This window comes from Actinoplanes sp. NBC_00393, assembly GCF_036053395.1.
Taxonomy (GTDB): Bacteria; Actinomycetota; Actinomycetes; order Mycobacteriales; family Micromonosporaceae; genus Actinoplanes.
The window spans coordinates 5,995,453-6,016,621 of sequence record NZ_CP107942.1 but is presented as its reverse complement, the minus strand read 5'-3'; the positions used below and the strand labels follow the sequence as shown (position 1 = coordinate 6,016,621).

16 protein-coding genes are annotated in these 21,169 nt (G+C 72.8%); 11 read left to right on the top strand and 5 right to left on the bottom strand.

Features of this window, described 5'->3' with window-relative positions:
• The first annotated feature begins 10 nt into the window (after positions 1-10).
• The 9 genes from recN to OHA21_RS27960 all read left to right on the top strand — a co-directional run bounded on the left by recN (position 11) and on the right by OHA21_RS27960 (position 12,390).
• Entirely contained in the window at positions 11-1,768 is a 1,758-nt protein-coding gene (recN, locus tag OHA21_RS28000) for a DNA repair protein RecN (protein WP_328459776.1), read from the top strand.
• A gap of 143 nt (positions 1,769-1,911) precedes the next feature.
• A complete protein-coding gene (steA, locus tag OHA21_RS27995) occupies positions 1,912-3,105 on the top strand; it encodes a putative cytokinetic ring protein SteA (protein ID WP_328478575.1) in 1,194 nt (397 codons plus the stop codon).
• 7 nt (positions 3,106-3,112) lie between these two features.
• Entirely contained in the window at positions 3,113-4,045 is a 933-nt protein-coding gene (locus OHA21_RS27990) for a copper transporter (RefSeq protein ID WP_328459775.1), read from the top strand.
• Positions 4,046-4,066: 21 nt separating this feature from the next.
• On the top strand, positions 4,067-4,897 hold the full coding sequence (locus tag OHA21_RS27985; protein WP_328459773.1) for a hypothetical protein: 831 nt from the start codon (positions 4,067-4,069) through the stop codon (positions 4,895-4,897).
• Positions 4,852-6,555: a murein biosynthesis integral membrane protein MurJ gene (gene murJ / locus OHA21_RS27980; protein WP_328459771.1), complete on the top strand. Its 1,704-nt coding sequence runs from the start codon at positions 4,852-4,854 to the stop codon at positions 6,553-6,555. The genes OHA21_RS27985 and murJ overlap by 46 nt, the downstream gene beginning before the upstream one ends.
• Positions 6,556-6,632: 77 nt before the next feature.
• Positions 6,633-7,745: a glycosyltransferase family 4 protein gene (locus OHA21_RS27975; RefSeq protein WP_328459769.1), complete on the top strand. Its 1,113-nt coding sequence runs from the start codon at positions 6,633-6,635 to the stop codon at positions 7,743-7,745.
• A gap of 17 nt (positions 7,746-7,762) precedes the next feature.
• Entirely contained in the window at positions 7,763-9,976 is a 2,214-nt protein-coding gene (locus OHA21_RS27970; protein WP_442875177.1) for a hypothetical protein, read from the top strand.
• A gap of 133 nt (positions 9,977-10,109) precedes the next feature.
• A complete protein-coding gene (locus OHA21_RS27965; RefSeq protein ID WP_328459767.1) occupies positions 10,110-11,810 on the top strand; it encodes a CTP synthase in 1,701 nt (566 codons plus the stop codon).
• Between the two features lies 1 nt (position 11,811).
• A complete protein-coding gene (locus tag OHA21_RS27960) occupies positions 11,812-12,390 on the top strand; it encodes an NUDIX hydrolase (RefSeq protein ID WP_328459765.1) in 579 nt (192 codons plus the stop codon).
• A 154-nt stretch (positions 12,391-12,544) separates the two neighbouring features.
• Here the strand turns inward: OHA21_RS27960 and OHA21_RS27955 are convergent, their stop codons facing one another.
• From OHA21_RS27955 to OHA21_RS27945, 3 genes are read right to left on the bottom strand one after another with little or no spacing between them, the layout of a single operon-like run.
• Complete coding sequence (locus OHA21_RS27955; RefSeq protein WP_328459763.1) at positions 12,545-14,701, bottom strand: HEAT repeat domain-containing protein; 2,157 nt, start codon at positions 14,699-14,701, stop codon at positions 12,545-12,547.
• Positions 14,702-14,733: 32 nt separating this feature from the next.
• Positions 14,734-16,377, bottom strand: coding sequence for a HEAT repeat domain-containing protein (locus OHA21_RS27950; RefSeq protein WP_328459761.1), 1,644 nt, complete (start codon positions 16,375-16,377; stop codon positions 14,734-14,736).
• A 10-nt stretch (positions 16,378-16,387) separates the two neighbouring features.
• Positions 16,388-17,758 carry an alpha/beta fold hydrolase gene (locus OHA21_RS27945; protein ID WP_328459759.1) on the bottom strand — a complete coding sequence of 457 codons (1,371 nt, stop codon included), beginning with the start codon at positions 17,756-17,758 and terminating at the stop codon, positions 16,388-16,390.
• Between the two features lie 83 nt (positions 17,759-17,841).
• Here OHA21_RS27945 and OHA21_RS27940 point away from each other — a divergent pair, with 83 nt between their 5' ends.
• Complete coding sequence (locus OHA21_RS27940; protein ID WP_328459758.1) at positions 17,842-18,705, top strand: CPBP family intramembrane glutamic endopeptidase; 864 nt, start codon at positions 17,842-17,844, stop codon at positions 18,703-18,705.
• Between the two features lie 199 nt (positions 18,706-18,904).
• Here the strand turns inward: OHA21_RS27940 and OHA21_RS27935 are convergent, their stop codons facing one another.
• On the bottom strand, positions 18,905-19,300 hold the full coding sequence (locus tag OHA21_RS27935; RefSeq protein WP_328459756.1) for a DUF4937 domain-containing protein: 396 nt from the start codon (positions 19,298-19,300) through the stop codon (positions 18,905-18,907).
• Between the two features lie 43 nt (positions 19,301-19,343).
• Between OHA21_RS27935 and OHA21_RS27930 the strand changes: the two genes are divergently transcribed.
• Positions 19,344-19,745 carry a VOC family protein gene (locus tag OHA21_RS27930; RefSeq protein ID WP_328459754.1) on the top strand — a complete coding sequence of 134 codons (402 nt, stop codon included), beginning with the start codon at positions 19,344-19,346 and terminating at the stop codon, positions 19,743-19,745.
• On the opposite strand, the gene OHA21_RS27925 is transcribed toward OHA21_RS27930, so the two are convergent.
• Positions 19,746-20,903 (bottom strand): barstar family protein, encoded by a 1,158-nt coding sequence (locus tag OHA21_RS27925; protein ID WP_328459752.1) that lies wholly within the window; start codon positions 20,901-20,903, stop codon positions 19,746-19,748.
• Positions 20,904-21,169 lie beyond the last annotated feature (266 nt).

Below are 21,169 nucleotides of genomic sequence, written 5' to 3'. Positions count from 1 at the left end.
TGTCTGCCCTGTGCTGGAGGAACTGCGCATCACCGGGCTCGGCGTCATCGACGACACCACGCTGCGGCTCACGTCCGGAATGAATGTGATCACCGGTGAGACCGGTGCCGGTAAGACCATGGTCGTGACCGGTCTCGGACTTCTCTTCGGTGGCCGGGCCGACGCCGGGCGGGTGCGGGCCGACCCGGGCCGTGCGGTGGTGGAGGGCCGGCTGAAGCTGGGTGGCACCCTGGGCGACGCGGTGCGGACCCGGATCACCGACGCCGGTGGTGAGGCCGACGACGACGGCTCGGTGCTGCTGAGCCGCACGGTGACGGCCGAGGGCCGGTCCCGGGCGCACGTCGGCGGGCGCAGCATGCCGGTGTCGACGCTCAGCGAGCTGGGCGAGCAGGTTCTCGCGGTGCACGGGCAGTCCGACCAGTTGCGGCTGCTGCGGCCATCGGAGCAGCGTTCGGCGCTGGACCGGTTCGCCGGGCCGGAGCACGAGAAGCTGCTGGAGGGCTATCGGGAGGCGTTCACGCGGTGGCGCGCGGTGGTCGAGGATCTGGCCGACCGGCGGCGCAACGCGCGGCAGCGCTCGCAGGAGGCCGACCTGCTGAAGCTGGGCCTGGACGAGATCACCCGGGTGGATCCGCAGCCCGGTGAGGACGACGACCTGCGTAACGAGGTGCAGCGGCTCGAGCACGCCGAGGGGCTGCGGGTCGCGGCGACGCTGGCGGCGCAGGCTCTGGCCGGTGGGGTGGAGGCGGCCGACGACACCCCGGATGCGACTCAGCTGCTCGGTCTGGCCCGCCGGACCCTGGAGGGTCAGTCGGCGGTGGATTCGTCGCTCGGTGATCTGGCCGCCCGGATCGAGGAGGCGGCCACCCTGGTCGGGGACGTCTCCTCCGAGCTGTCGGCCTATCTGGGGACGCTGGACGCGGATCCGGCCCGGCTCGAGGCGATCTACGAGCGGCGGGCCGCGCTGCGGGCGCTGACCCGGAAATATGCGGACGACATCGACGGTGTGATCGCCTGGGCGGAGAACGCGCGGACCAAGCTGAGCGAGCTGGACAACTCCGACGAGCTGCTGGACGAGCTGGACAAGGAGCGGCAGCGGCTGGCGGCGACGGTCGGTGAGCTGGCTGGGCGGTTGACGGCGGCGCGGCGGGAGGCGGCGGGCCGGTTCTCCGAGGCGGTCAGCGTGGAGCTGGCCGGGCTGGCGATGCCGCACGCGCGGGTCGAGGTGGCGGTGCTGACCCGGCCGCCGTCGCGGGACGAGCCGACGGTGACGGTCGACGGGGTGGACCTGGCGGCCGGTGCGGACGGCGCCGACGAGGTGGAGCTGCGGTTGCTGGCTCACCCGGGTGCGCCGGCGCTGCCGCTGCAGAAGGGCGCTTCCGGGGGCGAGCTGTCCCGGGTGATGCTGGCCATCGAGGTGGTGTTCGCCGGTGCGGGTGGGCCGCCGACCCTGGTGTTCGACGAGGTGGACTCCGGGGTGGGCGGGACGGCCGCGGTGGAGATCGGGCGGCGGTTGGCGCGGTTGGCGCGTACGCATCAGGTGTTGGTCGTGACGCACCTGCCGCAGGTCGCGGCGTTCGCCGATCGCCATCTCGTGGTCGCGAAGGACACCGGTGGCGCGATCACGACGAGTGGCGTGCGGATCGTCGAGGAGACCGAGCGGGCGCGTGAGTTGTCCCGGATGCTGGCCGGTCTGCCCGATTCTGATCTTGGTATTGCACACGCTGAGGAGTTGCTGTCGGTAGCTGCTCGGGAGAAACGTGCCTGATCAGGATTATTCACGACCGACCTTGAGTGGGTCGTCGCGCAAGGGAGGCAGGTGATCTCCACCTCGTGAATAATCCTGACTTGTCCGTCTTGTCAGTGAGCTGGCGCATGTCGCGAGGGGACGGCGTGCGACGGCGTGTCAGGATGGCCGGGATGCGACTTCCGATTCCCACGCTGCGCCGGACCCGCTCGACCGAGCCGGGCCCGGTCTCCGGGCTGGCCCGGCTGGACCGGCGGACCAAGCGGCTGACCGGCCGGCTGCGGCCCGGTGAGATCGCGGTGATCGACCACGTCGACCTCGACCGGGTGGCCGCCGATTCGCTGGTGGCGGCCGGGGTGACCGCGGTGCTCAACGTGAAGCCGTCGATCTCCGGGCGGTATCCGAACCTGGGGCCCGAGGTGCTGATCCAGGGCGGCGTGATCCTGGTCGACAACCTCGGCGAGGAGGTCTTCCAGGGGATCCGCGAGGGTCAGATCGTCAGCATCGAGGGCGGCACGGTGCTGCTCGACGGCGCTCCGGTGGCGAGCGGTGAGCGGCAGGACGCGGAGTCGGTGGCCAAGGCCATGGCGGACGCCCGTGAGGGCCTGTCCGTGCAGCTCGAGGCGTTCGCGGCGAACACCATGGACTATCTGAAGCAGGAACGCGACCTGCTCCTCGACGGTGTCGGTGTGCCCGACGTGCAGACCAGCATCGCCGGCCGGCACGTGCTGATCGTGGTCCGCGGCTACGACTACAAGGAAGACCTGGACGTCCTGCGGCCCTACATCCGTGAGTACAAGCCGGTCCTGATCGGCGTGGACGGCGGGGCCGACGCCCTGGTGGAGAACGGGTACACCCCCGATCTGATCATCGGCGACATGGACTCGGTCACCGACGACGTGCTGCGCTGCGGCGCCGAGGTCGTCGTGCATGCGTACCCGGACGGGCGCGCCCCCGGCCTGGAGCGCGTGAAGAACCTGGACGTCGACGCGCTGACCTTCCCGGCCGCGGCGACCAGCGAGGATCTGGCGATGCTGCTGGCCGACGAGAAGGGCGCGTCACTGATCGTGGCGGTCGGCACCCACGCGAACCTGGTGGAGTTCCTGGACAAGGGCCGCGGCGGCATGGCCTCCACCTTCCTGACCCGCCTGAAGGTCGGCGGGAAACTGGTCGACGCGAAAGGTGTGAGCCGGCTGTACCGGCAGAACATCTCCGGGTCGGCGCTGCTGCTCCTGGTCCTGTCCGCGATGGCGGCGATGGCGTCGGCGGTCGCGGTATCGACGGTGGGGAAGGCGTATCTCACCGTGGTGTCCGAGTGGTGGGACAATTTCGTCTTCCAGCTGGGCAATCTTTTCTGAGGGCATCGTGATCAACTTCCGGTACCACGTGGTGTCGCTCACCGCGGTCTTCCTGGCGCTCGCGATCGGCCTGGTGGTCGGCACCGCCGCCCTCAACGGCCCGGTCTCGGAGAACCTGAAGGACAACCTGAGCGCCCTGAAGAAGGACAACGACCTCAAGCGGGACCAGGTCACCCAGGCGCGTGACGAGCTGAGCCGCAACCAGGAGTTCGCCCGGGAGATGGCGCCGTACGGTCTGGCCGGCAAGCTGGCCGGGCGCAAGGTGGCCGTGGTGACGCTGCCGGAGGCCGGTGACTCGTCCGAGGGCGTCCTCGAGATGCTGAACGTGGCCGGTGCGACGGTGACCGCCCGGGTGACCGTGGAGACGAAGTTCTTCGAGACGGCCAACGCCAACGAGCTGCTCGACCTGGCGCACGCGTCGTCGCAGCCGAGCATCCCGGTGACCGGGCTGCCCAACAACAGCGACGGTGTGGAGACGGCGAGCGCGCTGCTCGCGCTCACCCTGCAGCAGGGCGCCGCCGCGTCGCCGACCGCGGACGACGTGACCGCCGTGCTGACCGCCTTCTCGCAGCCGGGCTACGTCACCGTCGCGGAGAAGGCGACCGGCGGCGCGGAGGCGATCGTGCTGGTGGCCGGCCCGCCGGCGACCGACAAGGAAGCCGGCAAGAAGAGCCAGGCTGCGGTCACCATGGCCGACCAGTTCGGCCGGACCCGGCCGTTGGTGGTGGCCGGCGACAGCGCCGGCGAGGGCAACCTGGTGTCCGGGGTGCGCAACGACCCGGCGCTGGTCAAGGAGATCTCCACGGTGGACAACGTGAGCACCGTGCAGGGCCAGGTGGCCACCGGGATGGCGACGTACGAGCGGCTGGTGCTGGACCGGGTCGGTCAGTACGGACTCGCCGCGGGCGCCACCTCGATGGTCCCGGCGCCGCTGCAGTAGCCGCGTCTAGACTTCTCGGCCATGGCTTTCCTCCGCTCGTTCGGCATCGGCGCGTCAGTCGCCCGGACCACGCTCGCCTGGGTGCGCCGCGACCCGAACGCGGGTGAGCTGCGCCGGACCAACTTCCACGGGCGTACCGTGTCGCTGGCCGGTGGCCCGGCACTCGCGCTGGGCGCCACGTTCGGCGCCGCTTCCGGAGCCCGCGACCGCAGGTTGGCGGCCGCGGCGGTGACGGCCGGGACGGTGAGCGGGGCGGTCGGTTTCTACGACGACGTCGTCGGCAACCGGCCCGAGCAGAAGGCGGCGAAGGGCTTCGCCGGGCACCTCGGCGCGCTGCGCGAGGGGCGGGTCACCAGCGGCCTCGTGAAGATCGCCGGCGTGGGCGCGGCCGGGCTGGCGGCGTCGGCTCTGGTCGGCAGCCGGCGGTCCGGGCGGTTCGGGCGCGGCGTGGACGTGCTGCTGGGCGCCGGGGTGATCGCGGGGACGGCGAACCTGCTGAACCTGCTGGATCTGCGCCCGGGGCGGGCGATCAAGGCTGGGATGATCATCGGCGCGCCGCTGGCGGTGGGCCGCAACGCGTCGATGACGGCCGGGACGCTGGGCGCCGGCTCGGCGCTGCTGCCGGCTGATCTGAACGAGGAGATCATGCTCGGGGACTCCGGGGCGAACGCGCTGGGCGCGCTGCTCGGGGTGGCGCTGACGGCGCGTACCGGGACGGCGGGGCGGGCGGTGGCGCTGGCCGGGCTGGCCGCGCTGACCGCGGCCAGCGAGAAGGTCAGCTTCACCAAGGTCATTCAGGACACGCCGTGGCTGCGGCGCCTCGACGAGCTCGGCCGCCGGCCACCGGCGTGAAGCCGCCCGCCACCGGCGTGGACTCGTCGGCCACCGGCGGGGACTCGTCGGCCGCCGGGGCGGAGCCGCCGGTCGCCGGTGGTAAACCAGCTGTCGGGACCGCGGCGAAGATCGCCGGTGCGGCCGCCCTGATCACCGTTCTGACCGTGGTGGCCCGGCTGGCCGGCTTCGGCCGGACCTTCGTCTTCAACAGCACGGTCGGGTACGGTGCTCTGGGCGACGGCTACAACGCCGCCAACGTCATCCCGAACATCGTCTTCGAGCTGGTCGCCGGGGGCGCCCTGGCCAGCCTGGTCGTGCCGCTGCTGGCCGGTTCGGTGTCGGCCGGCGACCACCGCCGGGTGAACGCCGTCGCCTCGGCCCTGCTGACCTGGGTCCTGTTGCTGCTCATCCCGCTGGCCGTGCTGGTCGCGCTCCTCGCCGGGCCGATCGCGGCCCTGCTGCCGGATGTGCCCGCCGACCAGCAGGAGACCGTCGCCGCCATGCTGCGGGTCTTCGCGCCGCAGCTGCCGCTCTACGGCATCGGCATCGTGCTGACCGGCGTGCTGCAGGCCCATCACCGGTTCGCCTGGCCGGTGATCGCCCCGCTGCTGTCCAGCGTGACCGTGATGGGGGCTTACCTCACCTACGCGGTGATCGACGGCGCCCGGAGCGATCTGCCCGGCCTGTCCACGGCCGGGCAGCTGACCCTGTCGGTGGGCACCACCCTCGGCGTCGTGGTGCTCTCGCTGTGTCTGGTGATCCCGATGCGGCGGCTGCGCGTGCGGTTGCGGCCGGCATTGCGGTTCCCGGCCGGTGAGGGGCGCAAGGCGGTCCGGCTCGGCTGGGCGGGTGCGGTCACCGTCGGCTCCCAGCAGGTGATGCTGCTGGTCGTGGTCGCGCTGGTGGCCGGTGGCGGGCTCACCCTCTACAACTCGGCGCAGACGGTGTTCCTGCTGCCCTGGGCGGTGCTCGCGGTGCCGCTGGCCACCGCGGTCTACCCCCGGTTGTCCGCCGCCGCGGAGCACGGTGACGAGGGCACCTATCGGGAGACGTTGGCGTCGACCGCGCGTACCGTGATGCTTCTTGCTGGTCTCGGCGCGGCCGCGCTCGCCGCGCTCGCCGTGCCCGCCGCGTCCCTGATGCAGGCCGAACCGGCCTGGTCGGGCATCGTCGGGTTCGCGCCCGGCCTGTTCGGCTACGCGTTGTTCGCGTTGTTGTCGCGGGCGCTCTACGCGCGGGGAGCGACCCGGGCGGCAGCGTTCGCCACGGCCGCGGGCTGGGTGGTCGCGGCGGCTGCCGCACTCGCGTTCGTCGGCCTCGGCGAGCAACGGCAGGTCTTCGGACTGGGCCTGGCGAACTCGATCGGGATGACGGTGCTCGCGGTGCTGCTGGTGCTGGCGGTGCGCCGGCATGCCGGCCCGGAGGCGCTGGCCGGCCTGACCCGGGCGACCGTGGCGGCGGTACTGGCCGGTGGCCTGGCCGCGGCCGCCGGATGGGGTGTGGTGTCCGGCCTCGACGCGGCGTTCGGGTCAACCCCGGGGGTGTTCGCCCGGCTCGCGGAAGGCATGCTGGGCGGTGTCGCGGTCGTGGTGGTGTTCGGCGTGGTGGCGTTCGCGCTCGACCGGCGGGACCTGAAACCGCTGGTGGCGCAGTTGCGCGGGCGTCTGCGCCGCTGACTCGCCGGGGCCGTGTCCGGCCCGGCCACCGGCGATGACAAGCTTTTGGCGACGTGCGCGAGGGAGGAACACAGGGCGTGAGCGGCGACGACGGTTGGTGCGGCTCGGTCGTGCTGGTGCTGGGATCCGCCACCGGCGGCACCGGCGGGCACGTCGCCTCGCTGGCCCGGGGCCTGCTGGCGGCCGGTTGCCGGGTGCTGGTCTGCGGGCCGGCGGCCACCGACGAGCACTACGGCTTCAGCGCGTCCGGGGTGGATTTCGCGCCGGTGGAGATCCCGGCCGACCCGGGGCCGCAGGACTCCGGCGCGATCCGGGCGCTGCGCCGGGCGATCGCCGGGCGGGACGCTGAGGTGATCCACGCGCACGGGCTGCGGGCTGCTTTCGTGGTGTCGATCGCGCGCACCGGCGTACCCCTGATCGCTTCCTGGCACAACGCCGTGCTGGCCAAGGGCCTGCGCGGCCAGGCCGGCGCCCTGGTCGAGCGGATCGTGGCGCGCAACGCCGCGCTGACCCTCGGCGCCTCGGAGGACCTGGTGGAGCGCGCGCTCGCGCTCGGCGCGAAGAACGCGCGGCTGGGGCCGGTCGCCGCGCCGGAGATGGCGCCGCCGCGGCGTTCGCGGGCGGCGGTGCGCGCGGAGTTCCGGCTCAAGCCGGAGACGCCGCTGATCCTGTCGGTCGGCCGGCTGCACCCGCAGAAGCACTACGACCTGCTGGTCGACGCGGCGGCCCGGTGGCGCGAGCTGGATCCGGCCCCGGTGGTGGCGGTGGCCGGTTCCGGGCCGAGCTACATGCCGCTGGCGCAGCAGGCGTCCCGGGTGCACGCGCCGTTCCACCTGCTCGGGCACCGCACCGACGTGCCGGACCTGCTGCTCGGCGCGGACCTGGCGGTGGTCACCAGTGACTGGGAGGCGCGCCAGCTGTTCGCGCAGGAGGCGCTGCACGCCGGGGTGCCGCTGATCACGACCGCGGTCGGCGGGCTGCCGGGCCTGGTCGGCGACGCCGCGATGCTGATCCCGCCGAAGGACCTGGACGCGCTCGACCAGGCGGTGCGGCGGATGCTGGCCGACCCGCAGCTGCGGGCCGACTACGCGGCCCGCGGGCCCCGGCAGGCCGCCACCTGGCCGACCGAGGTCGATGTGGTTTCCGGCGTACGCGCCGCGTATGCCGAGGTCTCGGCGGTTCGCCGGTGATCGCGATCCCGGAGTGGCTGGACCAGCAGCGCCGGGTACGCCGTCCCGGCACCCGCCGCGGCCGCCGCCCCCGGGCCTGGGTGCCGTATCTGCTGGTCGCGCTGGTGGCGGTGGCCAGCCTGCTCGGGCTGACGATCAGCCCCGCCGAACAGGACCGCCGGGGCCGCGCCGACTACGTGGTGGTGGCCGCCGCGGCCGGGCTGCGCTGGGAGGACCTGGACCCGCAGCGGACCCCCGCACTGTGGCAGGAGGCGACCCGCGGTTCGGTGGGCTGGCTGTCGGTGCGTTCGGCGCACGGGGTGACCTGCCCGTCGGACGGCTGGCTGACGCTGGGTGCGGGCAACTACGCGGCCTGGGACACCCGTGCTGTCACCGGCCGGTGCCCGCCGGCGGAGCCTGAGTTGACCCAGCCGGACGGGTTCGGGGCGAACCTGGTCGACCAGCGGACCGTGGTGCGGACGAATCAGGACCGGTTGCCGTACGGCACGACGCCCGGCGCGCTGGCCGAGTCGGTGCGCTGCACGGTGGCCGTCGGGCCGGGCGCGGCGATCGCAGCCGCCCGCCCGTTCGGCCGGGTCGACAACTACCTGCCCGAACTGCCCGATGAGCCGGCCTCGCTGCTCGACGACTGTGTGCTGAGCATCATCGACCTGGGCACGATCGCCGGCAGCGGCGTGGAACGGCAGGCTGCGGTGGCCGCGGCCGACGCGACCCTGGCCCGGGTGCTGGACGCCCGTCCGGAACGGTCACTCATGGTGATCGCCGGGGTGTCGGAGACCGAGCGCACCTCACGGCTGCACGTGGCGATCGCCGAGGGACCGGGCTGGGAGGGCGGCTGGCTGACCTCGGCGGGCACCGGCCGCGACGGCTACCTCCAACTGGTCGATCTGGCACCCACGGTGCTGTCGGCGCTGGGCCGGCCGTCGCCGGAGAAGCTGTTCAACGGGTACGCGGCGACGGTCTCCGAGGGCCGCCCGGCTGACCCGGCCGCCGCGATGCAGGGCAGCCAGGACGCCGACCGCCGGGCGATCGCCCAGCGCGGGGTGGCCGAGATCTTCTTCACCGTGCTGGCGATCGTGCAGTTCGTGCTCTTCGCCGCGGTGGTGCCGGTGCTGATCCGGGCCCGCCGGCACGCCGGCCCGGCCGGTCCGCCGCTGCCACCGGCCCGGCTGGTCGCGGCGGCCGAGGCGGCGCTGATCGCGGCCGGCCTGGCCATTCCGGCGGCGCTGGTCGCCGACCTGGTGCCGTGGTGGAACGCCGAACACCCGGCCTGGGTGTTCGGGTCGGCGACGGCGGCGGTGATGGTGCTCGGCACCCTGCTGATCCGGCTGTCGCCGCGCTATCCGCTCACCCTCTGGCCGATGGCGGCGGTGGCGGCGATCAGCGTCCTGGTGGTCGCCGTGGACCTGCTCACCGGCGCCCGGCTCCAGCTCAACGGGGTGGCCGGGTACTCGGCGCTGCACGGGGTCCGCTACGCCGGGCTGGGCAGTGTCGGGCTGGGGATCTTCGTGGCCGGTCTGCTGCTGCTGGCCGGCTGCCTGGCCCAGGGGGTGAGCCGGCGCTGGCGGCCGGTGGTGATCGTGTTCTTCGGCGGGATCGGCGTGGTCATGGTCGGCAGCCCGTACCTGGGTGCGGACCCGGTGGGCGCGATCGCGGTGACGGCCGGGGTGTGCGTGGCGGCGGCGATCAGTACGGGCGGCTGGCTGACGTTCCCGCGGTTCGCCTGGGCCGCGGTGGCCGGGCTCGCAGTGACAGCCGGGTTCGCGATGCTCGACCTGAGCCGGCTGCCGGTGGAGCAGGGCACGCTCGGACGCTTCCTGACGGCGCTGGGCAACGGCACCGCCGGACCGGCGATGCAGCGGGCGGCCGCGGCGAACGGGCAGGCGCTGCTGGACAGCCCGCTGACGCTGCTGGCGCTGGCCGGTGCGCTGATGCTGCTGTTCTGCCAGTTCTCGCCGTGGGGCGGGCTGAACCGGGTCTACGGCCTGCATCCGGCGGTCCGCGCGGGGCTGGCCGGCACAGCGGTGGCCACGCTGATCGGCGGGGTGCTCGGCGGCACGGCCGTGGGTGCGGCCGGCGCGGCGGCGGCTCTGGCGGTGCCGGTGGCCGTGCTGACCGCGTTGCGGGTGTTGTTGCACGCCGCTGACCGGACCCCGCCGCCGGGCGAAACGGACGGGCCGGGCGGACCGTCGTTGCGCAAATCCGACGAAGATCCAGTAGTGGTGCCGTAACGGCCCAAGGTGACACGCACGCCGACCAGCCCGAACATGGCGCGCGCGGCAATCAGTGTTACGGTGAACTCCCGTGGATGGGGCGCTGCCCCGGCCTCACAGTTGGAAAGATCGGCGACCACGGGAGCGGGCCTTGGCCTCAACAGTGCGCGACACGCGGCACATCTTCGTCACCGGGGGCGTCGCCTCCTCTCTGGGCAAGGGCCTCACCGCCTCCAGCCTGGGCAATCTGCTCACCGCTCGCGGCCTGCGCGTCGTGATGCAGAAACTCGACCCGTACCTGAACGTCGACCCGGGAACGATGAACCCGTTCCAGCACGGTGAGGTCTTCGTCACCGAGGACGGCGCCGAGACCGACCTCGACGTCGGGCACTACGAGCGCTTCCTCGACCGGGACCTGTCCGGCAAGGCGAACGTGACGACCGGCCAGGTGTACTCGGCGGTCATCGCCCGCGAGCGCCGCGGCGAATACCTCGGCGACACCGTGCAGGTCATCCCGCACATCACCAACGAGATCAAGAGCCGCATCTTCGCGATGGCCGACCCGGACGAGAACGGCAACGTCCCGGACGTCGTCATCACCGAGGTCGGCGGCACGGTCGGCGACATGGAGTCCCTGCCGTTCCTCGAGGCGATCCGCCAGGTGCGGCACGAGGTCGGCCGCGACCACGTCTTCTACCTGCACGTCTCGCTGGTGCCGTACCTGGCGCCGTCGGGCGAGCTGAAGACCAAGCCGACCCAGCACTCGGTGGCCGCGCTGCGCAACATCGGTATCCAGCCGGACGCGCTGATCTGCCGCAGCGACCGGGAGATCCCGGAGAAGATGAAGCACAAGCTGGCGCTCTACTGCGATGTGGACGCCGAAGCTGTCATCGCCTGCCCGGACGCGCCGAGCATCTACGACATCCCGAAGGTGCTGCACGACGAAGGGCTGGACGCGTACGTCGTACGCCGCTTGGGCCTGTCGTTCCGGGATGTGAACTGGAAGACCTGGAACGACCTGCTCGAGCGGGTGCACCACCCGAAGCGGACCATCACGATCGCGCTGGTCGGCAAGTACGTGGACCTGCCGGACGCGTATCTGTCGGTGAGCGAGGCGATCCGCGCGGCCGGCTTCGGCAACACCGTGAAGATCAAGCTGCGCTGGGTGCCGAGCGACGACTGCGTCACGCCGGCCGGCGCGGCGGCCGCCCTGAAGGGCGCCGACGGCATCGTGATCCCGGGCGGCTTCGGCGTGCGCGGCATCGAGGGCAAGGTCAACACTTCCCGGTACGCGCGGGAGAACAAGATCCCGATTCTCGGACTGTGTCTCGGGCTGCAGTGCATGACGATCGACGCGGCCCGCAACCTGGCGGGACTGGCCGGCGCCAACTCGGTCGAGTTCGACGAGAAGGCGACCTACCCGGTGATCTCCACGATGGCCGACCAGGAGGACATCGTCGCCGGCAAGGGTGACCTGGGCGGGACGATGCGCCTCGGTGCCTACCCGGCCGCGCTCAAGGAGGGCTCCATCGTCGCCGAGGTCTATGGCGCGACGGAGATCTCCGAGCGGCACCGGCACCGCTACGAGGTGAACAACGACTTCCGGGACAAGCTGGCGCAGGCCGGCCTGGTGTTCTCCGGGACGTCGCCGGACGGCCGGCTCGTCGAGTTCATCGAGCTGGACCGGGACGTCCACCCCTACTTCGTGGCGACCCAGGCGCACCCCGAGCTGAAGAGCCGGCCGACGCGGCCGCACCCGCTCTTCGACGGTCTGGTCAAGGCCGCGATCGCGTACGCCGCCGCCGACGAGCTGCCCGTCGAACTGCCGGCCGAGCCGGTCGAGGCGTCCTGACATGGCGTTCGAGCACGAGACGGTGTCGCGTGTCGAACGGTTCGAAGGGGCGATCTTCACGGTCTTCACCGACGCCGTGACGATGTCCGACGGCAGCACCGCCGATCGCGACGTGGTGGAGAACCAGGGCGCGGTCGTGGTGGTCGCCCTCGACGAGGACGACAAGGTCGTGCTGATCAAGCAGTACCGGCATGCAGTCCGGCAGCGGCTCTGGGAGCTTCCGGCCGGCCTGCGTGACGTGGCGGGCGAGGACGAGGCGTTGACCGCGGCGCGGGAGCTGGCCGAGGAGGCGGACCTCACGGCCGGCCGGATCGAGCCGCTGATCGACCTGCACACGTCGCCGGGGTTCTCCGACGAGTGGGTGCGGGTGTTCCTGGCCCGCGACCTGGCGCCGGTGCCCGAGGCGGACCGGCACGCCCGGACCGCCGAGGAGGCCGACCTGGAGGTCCGGCGCGTGGCCCTCGACGACGCCGTCGCCATGATCTTCCGCGGCGAGATCACGAACGCGGCGGCGGTGGCCGGGCTGCTGGCCGCGGCCCGTGCCCGCGACTCCGGCTGGAAGCTGCTGCCGGCGAACTGAGTGTGAATCCGCGTGCGGCCGCCTGGTGTTCCGGGCGGCCGCACGCGTTTCGTCGCGGTTGATCGGTCGCTTCGGGCACTTGCCACGTGCGGCCGGCCGGTCGTCACGGTTGGTGGGTCGCTTCGGGCACTTGCCACCTGCGGTCGGCCGGTCGTCACGGTTGGTGGGTCGCTTCGGGCAGCTGCACCTGCGGCCAGCCGGGATCGGGTGTCTCGTTCCGGATCCGGTCCAGCGCATAGCGGCAGGCCGCCACCCAGCCGTCGTCCTCGGCGATCAGGCCGTCGGAGCTGCCCCAGCGCCAGCCGACGGCACGGTACGGCGAGTCGACGTGCTGCTGCAGCAGCGGGACGGCAGCTGCGGCGGCCGGTCCGATCGCGGCCAGCGTGCGCACGGCCAGCACTCCCCAGGGGACGGCGGTGACGTAGCGGAGCAGCACCGGGACCACCGGCTCGGCGTCGCCGGTGAGATGCCAGTAAGCGGCGGCGGCGTGGATGGCCCGCCACTCGTAGTCGCTGTCGAACATCGGCGGAAGCAGCCCGGCGAGCGCGGAACCAGCCGCGCCCACCTCGGCCAGAATCTCGAGGGCGTGAAGCTCACGGATCTGCTCGCGGAGTAGAGCGAGCAGACCGTCCAGGTCGCCGGTGATCCGCCACAGCGCTCGCGCGGCGATCCGCTGCCGTGTGGGGTCGTCGCCGGCGCGCATCGCGGTCAGCTCGGGCAGCGCCGCGGCGGCGGCCGGGCCGAGATCGCCGAGTAGCGTGCCCGCCGAGTACGGATGGTCGGCCACCTGCCGCCGCAGCACGGGCGCGAGCGCGGCCGGATCGGCGCCGAGCCGCCCGGCCGCCCGGATCAGCCGGGCGCGCTGATAGCCGGTCTCGGCCGCCTCGATCGCGTCGATGATCACCGCTCGGCACGCCGTCGCCCACGGGCCGAGAGCCGCGACGGCGTCCTCCATCCCGGCCATCGGCAACGGGCGCTGCTGAAGCAGCGTGGCCAGCACCGCGTCGGCGCGGGGATCGCGCAGACGGCAGAGCGCGGTCAGCGCGGCGGCACCCACCGTGCTGTCGGACGCCCACACCAGGCTCTCATCGTGCATCGGCCCGCGCTCGGCGGTAGCCAGCAACAGGTCAGCGGCCGTCCGCCCGGCGTCGGCCGGCAGCAAGTCGGCAGCGTCGGCGGCCGTCTGCCCGGCGTCGGCCGGCAGCAAGTCGGCAGCGTCGGCGGCCGTCTGCCCGGCGTCGGCCAGCGGCAAGTCTTCAGGGTCGGCGGCCTTCCGCCCGGCATCGGCCGGTACCAAGCCGGCGGCGGCCTGTGCGGCGGCGGCCAGGTGCTGCAGGGCGATCGTGCGGACTGCTTCGCTGGGGTCCTGCTGGGCGGCGATCAGCGCGGGCACGAGCCCGGCCGCAGCGGCCCGCCAGGTGTGCAAGGGCCCGGTGACAGCATGGGCGGCGGCCTCGCGGATCGGTCTATCGGGATGCCGCAGCCAGGCGGTGAGCAACCGGATCTGCAGCTGTGGGTGCCGCGCGACGGAGTCGATGACCCAGGTCAGGCCGTTGCTGCCACCGCCGGGCAGCCGCTGGATCCGGGACAGGCAGGCGGGCGCCTCCCGCTCGATGATCCGCGCGACCGGCTCGGGCATCGGCTCGGCCGGCGCCGCGTTCATGATCGCGGCGGCCAGGCGCGGGAGGGGCTCGGGGTCGGCGAGGAACGGCGCGGTATCAGCGCGAAGCGACAGGACAGCACGGGCCCGGACCAGATCGCTGCGGTCCCCGGCGGCGGCCCGCCGCAGCCCGGCAATCGCGGCCGAGCCGATATCAGGCGAGCCGGTGCGGTTGGAATCGCTGCCGATGTCGCCCAGCAGCTGGGCGGCCGCAGCCCGGACTGACTCGTCCGGGTGGCCGGCGAGCAGTCGCAGGTAGACCGGCGTCCCGGCGGCCACGGCTCGGGCTGCGGCCGCCACCCAGCTGAGCTCGGCGTCCATCTGCGAATGCGTCTCGGCGGTGTCGCGCTGGGAGCTGGGCAGCAACTCGCGGTGCACGTCCATGTAGGAGGTGCCGTGGGCGATCGAGCCGAGCAGGCCGAGCACGCCTGCAGGGTCGGCGGCCGGCGCCTCCAGGATGCGGATCAGGAACGGCACCGCAAACGCCGTCGCCTCATACACCGTCCCCTGGTGCCAGATGTTGCCGTAGAGCTCGGTCAGAGCCTTCTCGCTGCCCTCGGCCAGGCCCCGCAGCAGGTCCGGCACGTCGTCCGCAGACCCGTACGCATGGGTCAGCGCAGCCCAGTCCACCGTCGCCAGGTCGTCCACCATGCCCGGCAACCTAGCCGCCGGGTACGACAGAATCAGCCGATGCGGGCCAGGGCTGCCGCGCAGGCGTCGCGCCACGCCTCGTCCTGGCGAACCCCGTCATAGCCCGCGGGCGAAAGACGGTACGGCGACTCGACCGCCGCCCGCAGCACCGGAACCGCCGCCTCGGCGGCCGGTCCGATCGTGCCCAGGCATTCCACCGCGATCAGACCGGACGGTCCGCCGGTCAGATGGCGGAGCAGAACCGGAACCACCGGCGCCGCATCGCCTGTGACGTGCCAGTAGGCCACCGCCGCCCGCACGGTGCTGGTGAACAGCGGCGGCAACAGCTCGGCAAGCGGCGCACCGGCCGGGCCGAGCTCGGCGAGCACCGTCAGAGCCTCCGGCTCCGCGATCTCCGCACGCAACACCGCAAGGAGATCGTCGCCGGCGATCCGCCACTGCGCCCGAGCCGCTCGAATACGGACCGGCGCGTCAGCGCTCTTCCGCAGCACCGCCAGCTCGGGCAGCGCGTCCGCAGCGTCCGGTCCGAGATCCCCGAGGATGCCCGCAACGGTGAGCGGATCCGTGGAAGCCTCCCGCCGCAGCATCGGCACCAGGTCACCCACCGGAAGATCCATGCGCTGGGCAGCCCGGATCAGCGCGGTCCGCACCGGCCCGGCCGGCGCGACCTCCACAGCGTCCAGGATCACCGCCCGGCAGCCGGTCGCCCACGGTCCGAGCGCCTCGATCGCCGCACCCAGCCGTTCCAGGTCAGCATCCGGCAGCGACCGCAGCAGCCCGGCCAGGTACGCGTCCGCGCGCGGATCACCCAGCCCGGCCAGCGCGATCATGGCCGAAAGCTCCCCGGTAGCCGCGAGATCATCGGCGTGGGCAGCGGTGATCCGCCCGGAGTGGGACAGGTTGCGCACGGCCCAGTACCGGACCTTCGGCGCCGGATCGCTCAGGGCGCCGGCCAGCAGCGGCGCCAGCAGTCCGGCGGCGGGCCGCCAGTGCATCAGTGGTTCCTCAGCGGCGTACGCGGCACCCTCACGAACCACCGGGTCCGGGTGCCGCAGCCACGCGCTGACCAGCTCGGTCTGCAGGTCACGCCGGTGCTCCAGCTCCCGCAGCACCCAGATCAGCGGATCGTCGTCGAAGTTTGGCAGCCGGCCGATCGCTTCCAGACAGGCGGGCGTGTCCCGTTCCAGAACAGCGCTGACCGTCTCCGGCAGAGCGTCACCAGTGCGCGCCAGCACCAGAGCCGCCCCGAGCCGAGCCAGCGGCGATGAGTTGCCCAGATACTCCTCGACCGCCTCACCCCGGGCCGCGAGCGCGTTGATCGCGGCGAGCCGGACGATCTCGCCGGTGTCCCCGCCGGCGGCCTGCCGCAGCGCCGCCACCGCGCCGCCCGCGACGTCCGGGCCGAGGGCGCCGACGGTGCCGGCCGCCGCGACCCGGACGTCGGGGTCGGGGTGTGCGGCCAGCAGCCGCAGGTAGACCGGCAGCCCGGCCGGCACGTCGCCGGCCGGGGCGAGGTCGCTGAGCACGTCCAGGACGAGCGCGGTGTTGGCGTCCGCGTCGTCCAGCAGGCGGATCAGGTGGGGAACCGTGGACGCAGTCGAGGGGTCAACCGTCGACTGGCGCCAGATGGTGCCGCGCAGCTCGTACAGTGCGCTGTCGTCCGCGAGATCCAGCATGCACCGCAACCTACCGAATCGGGCAGGTGAATCCACGCGGCGGGACGGTCAGATCGATCAGATATCGGTCGACGACCGCCTCCGTACAGTCGGTGGCCTGGTAGACGCCGTGCCCCCAGCCCTCGTAGGTGACCAGCCGCCCGTGCCGGCCCAGCTGCGCGGCGACGTGCGCCGCCCACTCATGACCGGTACGCGGATCGTGCCGGGCGTTGAGCAGCAGCACCGGCGTCCGGGTGTGGATGCGCGGCGGGTGCGGCGGGTTGGCCGGCGGCTGCGGCCAGCCCAGGCAGGTGGAGATCGCCAGTAGGCCGGCGCCGTACCGGATGTCCGGTCCGGCCTGGGCGGCTGCCCGCAGCAGCCTGCGGTACTCGCGGAAGTCGCGCACCGGCACCGGGAAGTCGGCGCAGGCGATCGCGGGCGCCAGTGGCGGCAGCGGGCGCAGGACACCTTCGGTACGGCCCTCGGCGAGGGCGGTGATGGCGGCGGCCAGCGCCGGCCAGTCGGGCTCCTGCAGGGTGCCGAGCGGCAGGGCGGCCACGTCGAACGCGGTGTAGGGCTCGTATTCGCCCTGGTCAGCCCGTTCCAGAACGGCACGCCAGGTGGTGCGGACGTCGGGCGGGCACGGGCCGGCCCGGTCGCACCAGGCCACGAACTCGTCGAACGAGTCCTGCACCGCGAGCGCCTGGGTGCGGACGAAGGTGGGCAGGTCCAGGCTGTGGTCGAAGACGCCTTCCAGGGTGAGCGCGCGGACCCGGCCGGGGAAGCGTTCGGCGTACTGCTGGCCGAGCAGCGTGCCGTAGGAGCTGCCGTGGAGGGTGAGGGTGGACTCGCCCAGGGCTCGGCGGAGTGCTTCCAGGTCGTACACCGCGGTCCTGGTGTCGGCGTGGTCGAAGACCGCGCTGGTGGCCCGGCACCGCGCCCAGAAGGCGCGGTTGTGCTTCACGGTGGCGTCGAAGTCGGCCTGGTCGCGCAGGATCACCGGCGGGCGTTCCGACACCGGCGCCGGCGCGCAGGTGGGGGCCTCACTGCCGGCGACGGTACGCGGATCGAGGCTCACGATGTCGAACCGGTCGAGCAACTCGTCGCTGAACCGGTCACCGGCGATCACCCGGTTGACCCCGGAGTCGCCCGGCCCGCCCGGCAGGAAGACCAGCGTCCCGATCGGGTGGGGCGCAGTCCGCCGGGCCACGGACAGCTCGAACGTCTCGCCGTCCGGTTCTGACCAGTCGACCGGCAGGCGCAGATCGGCGCATTCCACCGCCTCGCCGCCCTTCGGACAGTCGCCCCAGTCGAGCGCCGGTGTCGGCGGCCGAGCGTGGGCGACACCCGGCGTGAGCAGCAGAAGAGCGGCGACAGATCGAAAAAGGACCATGCGCCTCATCGTGGTCGCCGGTTGCGGCGTGACATATCCGGAATCGCCCCGAGGGGACACCGTAGGGGTCCGGCAATAACCACAATGGAGCGATGCGGACCAGGGTGTTGACCGCCGCCGGCCTCGTCCTGATCGCCGCGGCCCCGGTGCTGTTGTGGCTCACCGGACGGACTCAGCTCGCCGTGTCCGCCGACGCGGAGGCCGACACCGTGCCGCTGGCCGCCATCGCCGTGCCGTTCCTGGTCGGCCTGCTGCTGATCCGCCTGGTGCCGCCCCGGCTGCCGGAGCTGGAGCCGGCCACCGGCCCCGAGCGGGACGTGCTGGGCCGGCAGGTTCGCTGGCTGCTCGGCCTGGCGCTGGTGTTTCCGCTCGTCGGGCTGCTGGTGCGCGGCCCGCTGGACCTCGCCGACCTGTACCCGGTCGCCAAGGTCCTGGTGCTGCTGGTCGGCGCTTGGCTGGTGCTGCGCCGCATCCCCGGGCGGTCGGGCGCGCGGGAGCACCGCCACCGGATCCCCCGGTTGTGGCACTGGCTGGGCCCGGCCGTGGTCATCCTGGCCTGGGGTTATCTCTACTTCTACAGCCCGCTGGTCGGTGCGCAGGACCTGTCCGGTTACGAGGACTGGGATCGGGTGACGCTGGCGGTCGGGATGCTGTTCACCTTTCTCACGGCCAGCGTGCTGGAGGAGATCTTCTACCGGGTGATCCTGCAGACCCGCATGGAAGCGCTGTGGGGGCGGTGGCCGGCGATCACCGCTGCCGCGCTGCTGTTCGCGCTGATGCACGTACACCGTTTCGGCGACGGCCCGTTCTTCGACATCACCCTGCTGATCCTGGTCTCCAACGGCGGCCTCGGCCTGTTCGCCGGCTACCTGTGGTCGCGGTACCGCAACGTCTGGGCGATCCTGCTGGTCCACGGCGCGATCAACGCCTTGGCGCTGCTTCCGCTCTTCGTCTGAGCAACTTCAAGATCAAACCCCTTTCCGGTACGGGTCCGCGCCGCCCCCGCCGAATTCGACCCGTCCCGCCGCACCGCGCGAGCCCGCTGCCCACTCCCGGCCCCAGCGCGACCGCCGGGCTCATGCAGGTGGCTGGGCGTCAGCGCCCGGCCCGGCTGACGCCCAGTGCCGCTCCAGCGGGCGGGAGGGACGCTGAGCGTCAGCCGGGCCGGATGGCTGACCGCTGGGGGAGCACGGTCCAGGCGGAGTCGAGCCGGATCTGGTCGCCAGTGAGTTGCTCCAGGATCGCCTCGGCGAAGCCGGGCGAGAACGGGCGGCCGATGTCCTGGCGGGCCGGGAAGATCCGGACCTGGATGGTGTCGTAGGTGCCGGCCTGACCGGCGGCGATTCGGTCGTGCGCGCCGGACATGAACGCCCGGTAGGCGGCCTGGTCGTGCCAGCAGCCGATGATTTGCGCGCGACCGGGCTCGTGTTGGCTCCAGCCGCCGGCCTGGCCGAGGAAACCGGGCAGGTCACGCAGCGCGTTCCAGCCGGCCTGGGCGGTGGCGAAGGCCGCGGGGTCGGTGGTCGTGCAGGAGACCCATTTGATCAGCATCCGTCTCTGCTTAGCAGAGGGAAACCGGGGTAGAAAGGACGGCGTGAGCTTTCCGAAGCTGAGATCTTTCGTTCTGGACAGCCGTGACGTCCGCAAGTCCGCGGATTTCTACCGGGAGCTGCTCGGCCTGGAGTATCGGCCCGGCGACGAGACGCCACAGGAGGGGGAGGACTGGCTGGTCCTGCTCGCTCCGGACGGATCGTGGCGGCTCGCCTTCCAGCAGAGCGACGGGATGAAGCCGACCACCTGGCCGGACGACGCGATCCCGCAGCAGATGCACCTGGACACCGCGGTCGATTCGGTCGAGGAGTTCGAGCGGCAGCACGAGCGGGTGCTGAAGCTGGGCGGCACGGTGCGGTTCGACCGCAGCGATGACCCGGAGGAGCCGCTGCGGGTCTACGAGGACCCGGACGGCCACCTGTTCTGCATCTTTGTCGGATCCTGATCAGCGCAGGTCGACGTCGGCGCCGTCCGCGGCCAGCAGCTCGAGCAGCTGTTCCATGGTCAGCGACGGCGCCCACCAGCGCCGGTCGTAACCGGGCACCAGGTGCTTGCGGGCCACCGCCGAGTCGTGCCAGACCAGCCGGAAACCGGGCGACAGGCCCCACCCGCCGCGCAGGCAGTCGTGCAGCGCGCCCAGGTTCCAGCCGAAGTAGCCGCCGGGCCCGTTGACCGCCTCACCGATCGCGCAGTAGAAGCCCTCCTCGTCGGTGACGTGCCGGCCGTCGAGGTACACGGTGGCGCCGGGCTTGCGGTCCGGGCCGTGCCGGTGGTGGGCCAGGGCGGCGCCGGCCCACTCCTGCCGCAGCTCCCGGTCGTACCCGGCCCAGCCGGCCGGCTCGGTGGGGCGGCCCTGCTGCCAGCGCTGCCAGACCTCACGGGCGCGGGCCGGGCGGGGCGGTCCGACCGCGTCGGCGTACGTCGGTTCGAACGTGACATCGACCAGACCGTCGCCGAGCGCCGACGGGCGGACCGCGGCCACCTCGGCGCCGAGACCGGTGTCCAGCAGCCGGGTGGCGGTGCCGTCCCGGTCGGCGCTGAAGATCGACGCGTTCACCCAGCGCCGGTGCCGGGCGCCGCCGCGCTCCAGCACGTCGATGGCGCGTTGCAGCCGGGTGCCGGGCCGGCAGCCGAGCAGGGCGGCCGGCCGCGGCGGCGGGCCGGGCCGGTCGCGGATGACGCCGTCGATCCCGGCGCAGGCGCCGAAGTCGTCCTCGCCGTCCGCGTCGATGCCGGTGAGCAGGAAACTGTCGGCTTCCGGGGCCCGCTTCGGGGGCTGGCGCAGCCGTCCCTCGAGGATCACGTCCAAGGGGCCGTGCCGTCCGGTGCGGCTGCTCTTCAGGACGGTGACGTCGAGCAGCTCGGCGACGAACGAATCCGGCGGGTACTCCGCCTCCAGACCGATATTGCCCAGCCAGGTGGGGCCGCTGCCGTCACAGGCGGCGCGCAGCCGGCCGGCCGGGGTGCAGTCGAGCAGCGTGTAACGCTCGACCGGCGGCTCGGGCGGGTCGGCGAACAGTCCGTCGATGTCGGCGCACGTGGCGACGACGTTGTCACTGTCGTCGATGGTCTCGTCGACCAGAATCCAGGGAGTGCCGATCACCGGGCGACCGTACCGCCTCGCCCCCAACGGGGGGTAATCGCGGATATCGGGCCTTTCGTCGGGGGTGTGAGTTGCTGCGCCGGGAATGTCGGTTGTGTGCCGGGGAACGCCGGTGAATAGGCGTTACGCTGGTGGTCATCATGGCGGGGCGGGCGTGGGCTGCGTTCGCCTCATCCGCCAACTCGGCCGGGCTTCCGGCAACTGGTCAGCCGGTTCCCGACCGCGAAGCTCCGTGACCGGCGGGTCGCGCAGGCGTGCGAGGCCGG

Excerpts from the sequence above, each read along its gene's own strand:
- OHA21_RS27955 (WP_328459763.1), bottom strand. The coding sequence starts at position 14,701 with ATGGTGGACGACCTGGCGACGGTGGACTGGGCTGCGCTGACCCATGCG.
- OHA21_RS27960 (WP_328459765.1), top strand. The coding sequence starts at position 11,812 with ATGGCGTTCGAGCACGAGACGGTGTCGCGTGTCGAACGGTTCGAAGGG.
- OHA21_RS27940 (WP_328459758.1), top strand. The coding sequence starts at position 17,842 with ATGCGGACCAGGGTGTTGACCGCCGCCGGCCTCGTCCTGATCGCCGCG.
- OHA21_RS27945 (WP_328459759.1), bottom strand. The coding sequence starts at position 17,758 with ATGAGGCGCATGGTCCTTTTTCGATCTGTCGCCGCTCTTCTGCTGCTC.
- OHA21_RS27985 (WP_328459773.1), top strand. The coding sequence starts at position 4,067 with ATGGCTTTCCTCCGCTCGTTCGGCATCGGCGCGTCAGTCGCCCGGACC.
- OHA21_RS27935 (WP_328459756.1), bottom strand. The coding sequence starts at position 19,300 with ATGCTGATCAAATGGGTCTCCTGCACGACCACCGACCCCGCGGCCTTC.
- steA (WP_328478575.1), top strand. The coding sequence starts at position 1,912 with ATGGCCGGGATGCGACTTCCGATTCCCACGCTGCGCCGGACCCGCTCG.
- OHA21_RS27950 (WP_328459761.1), bottom strand. The coding sequence starts at position 16,377 with ATGCTGGATCTCGCGGACGACAGCGCACTGTACGAGCTGCGCGGCACC.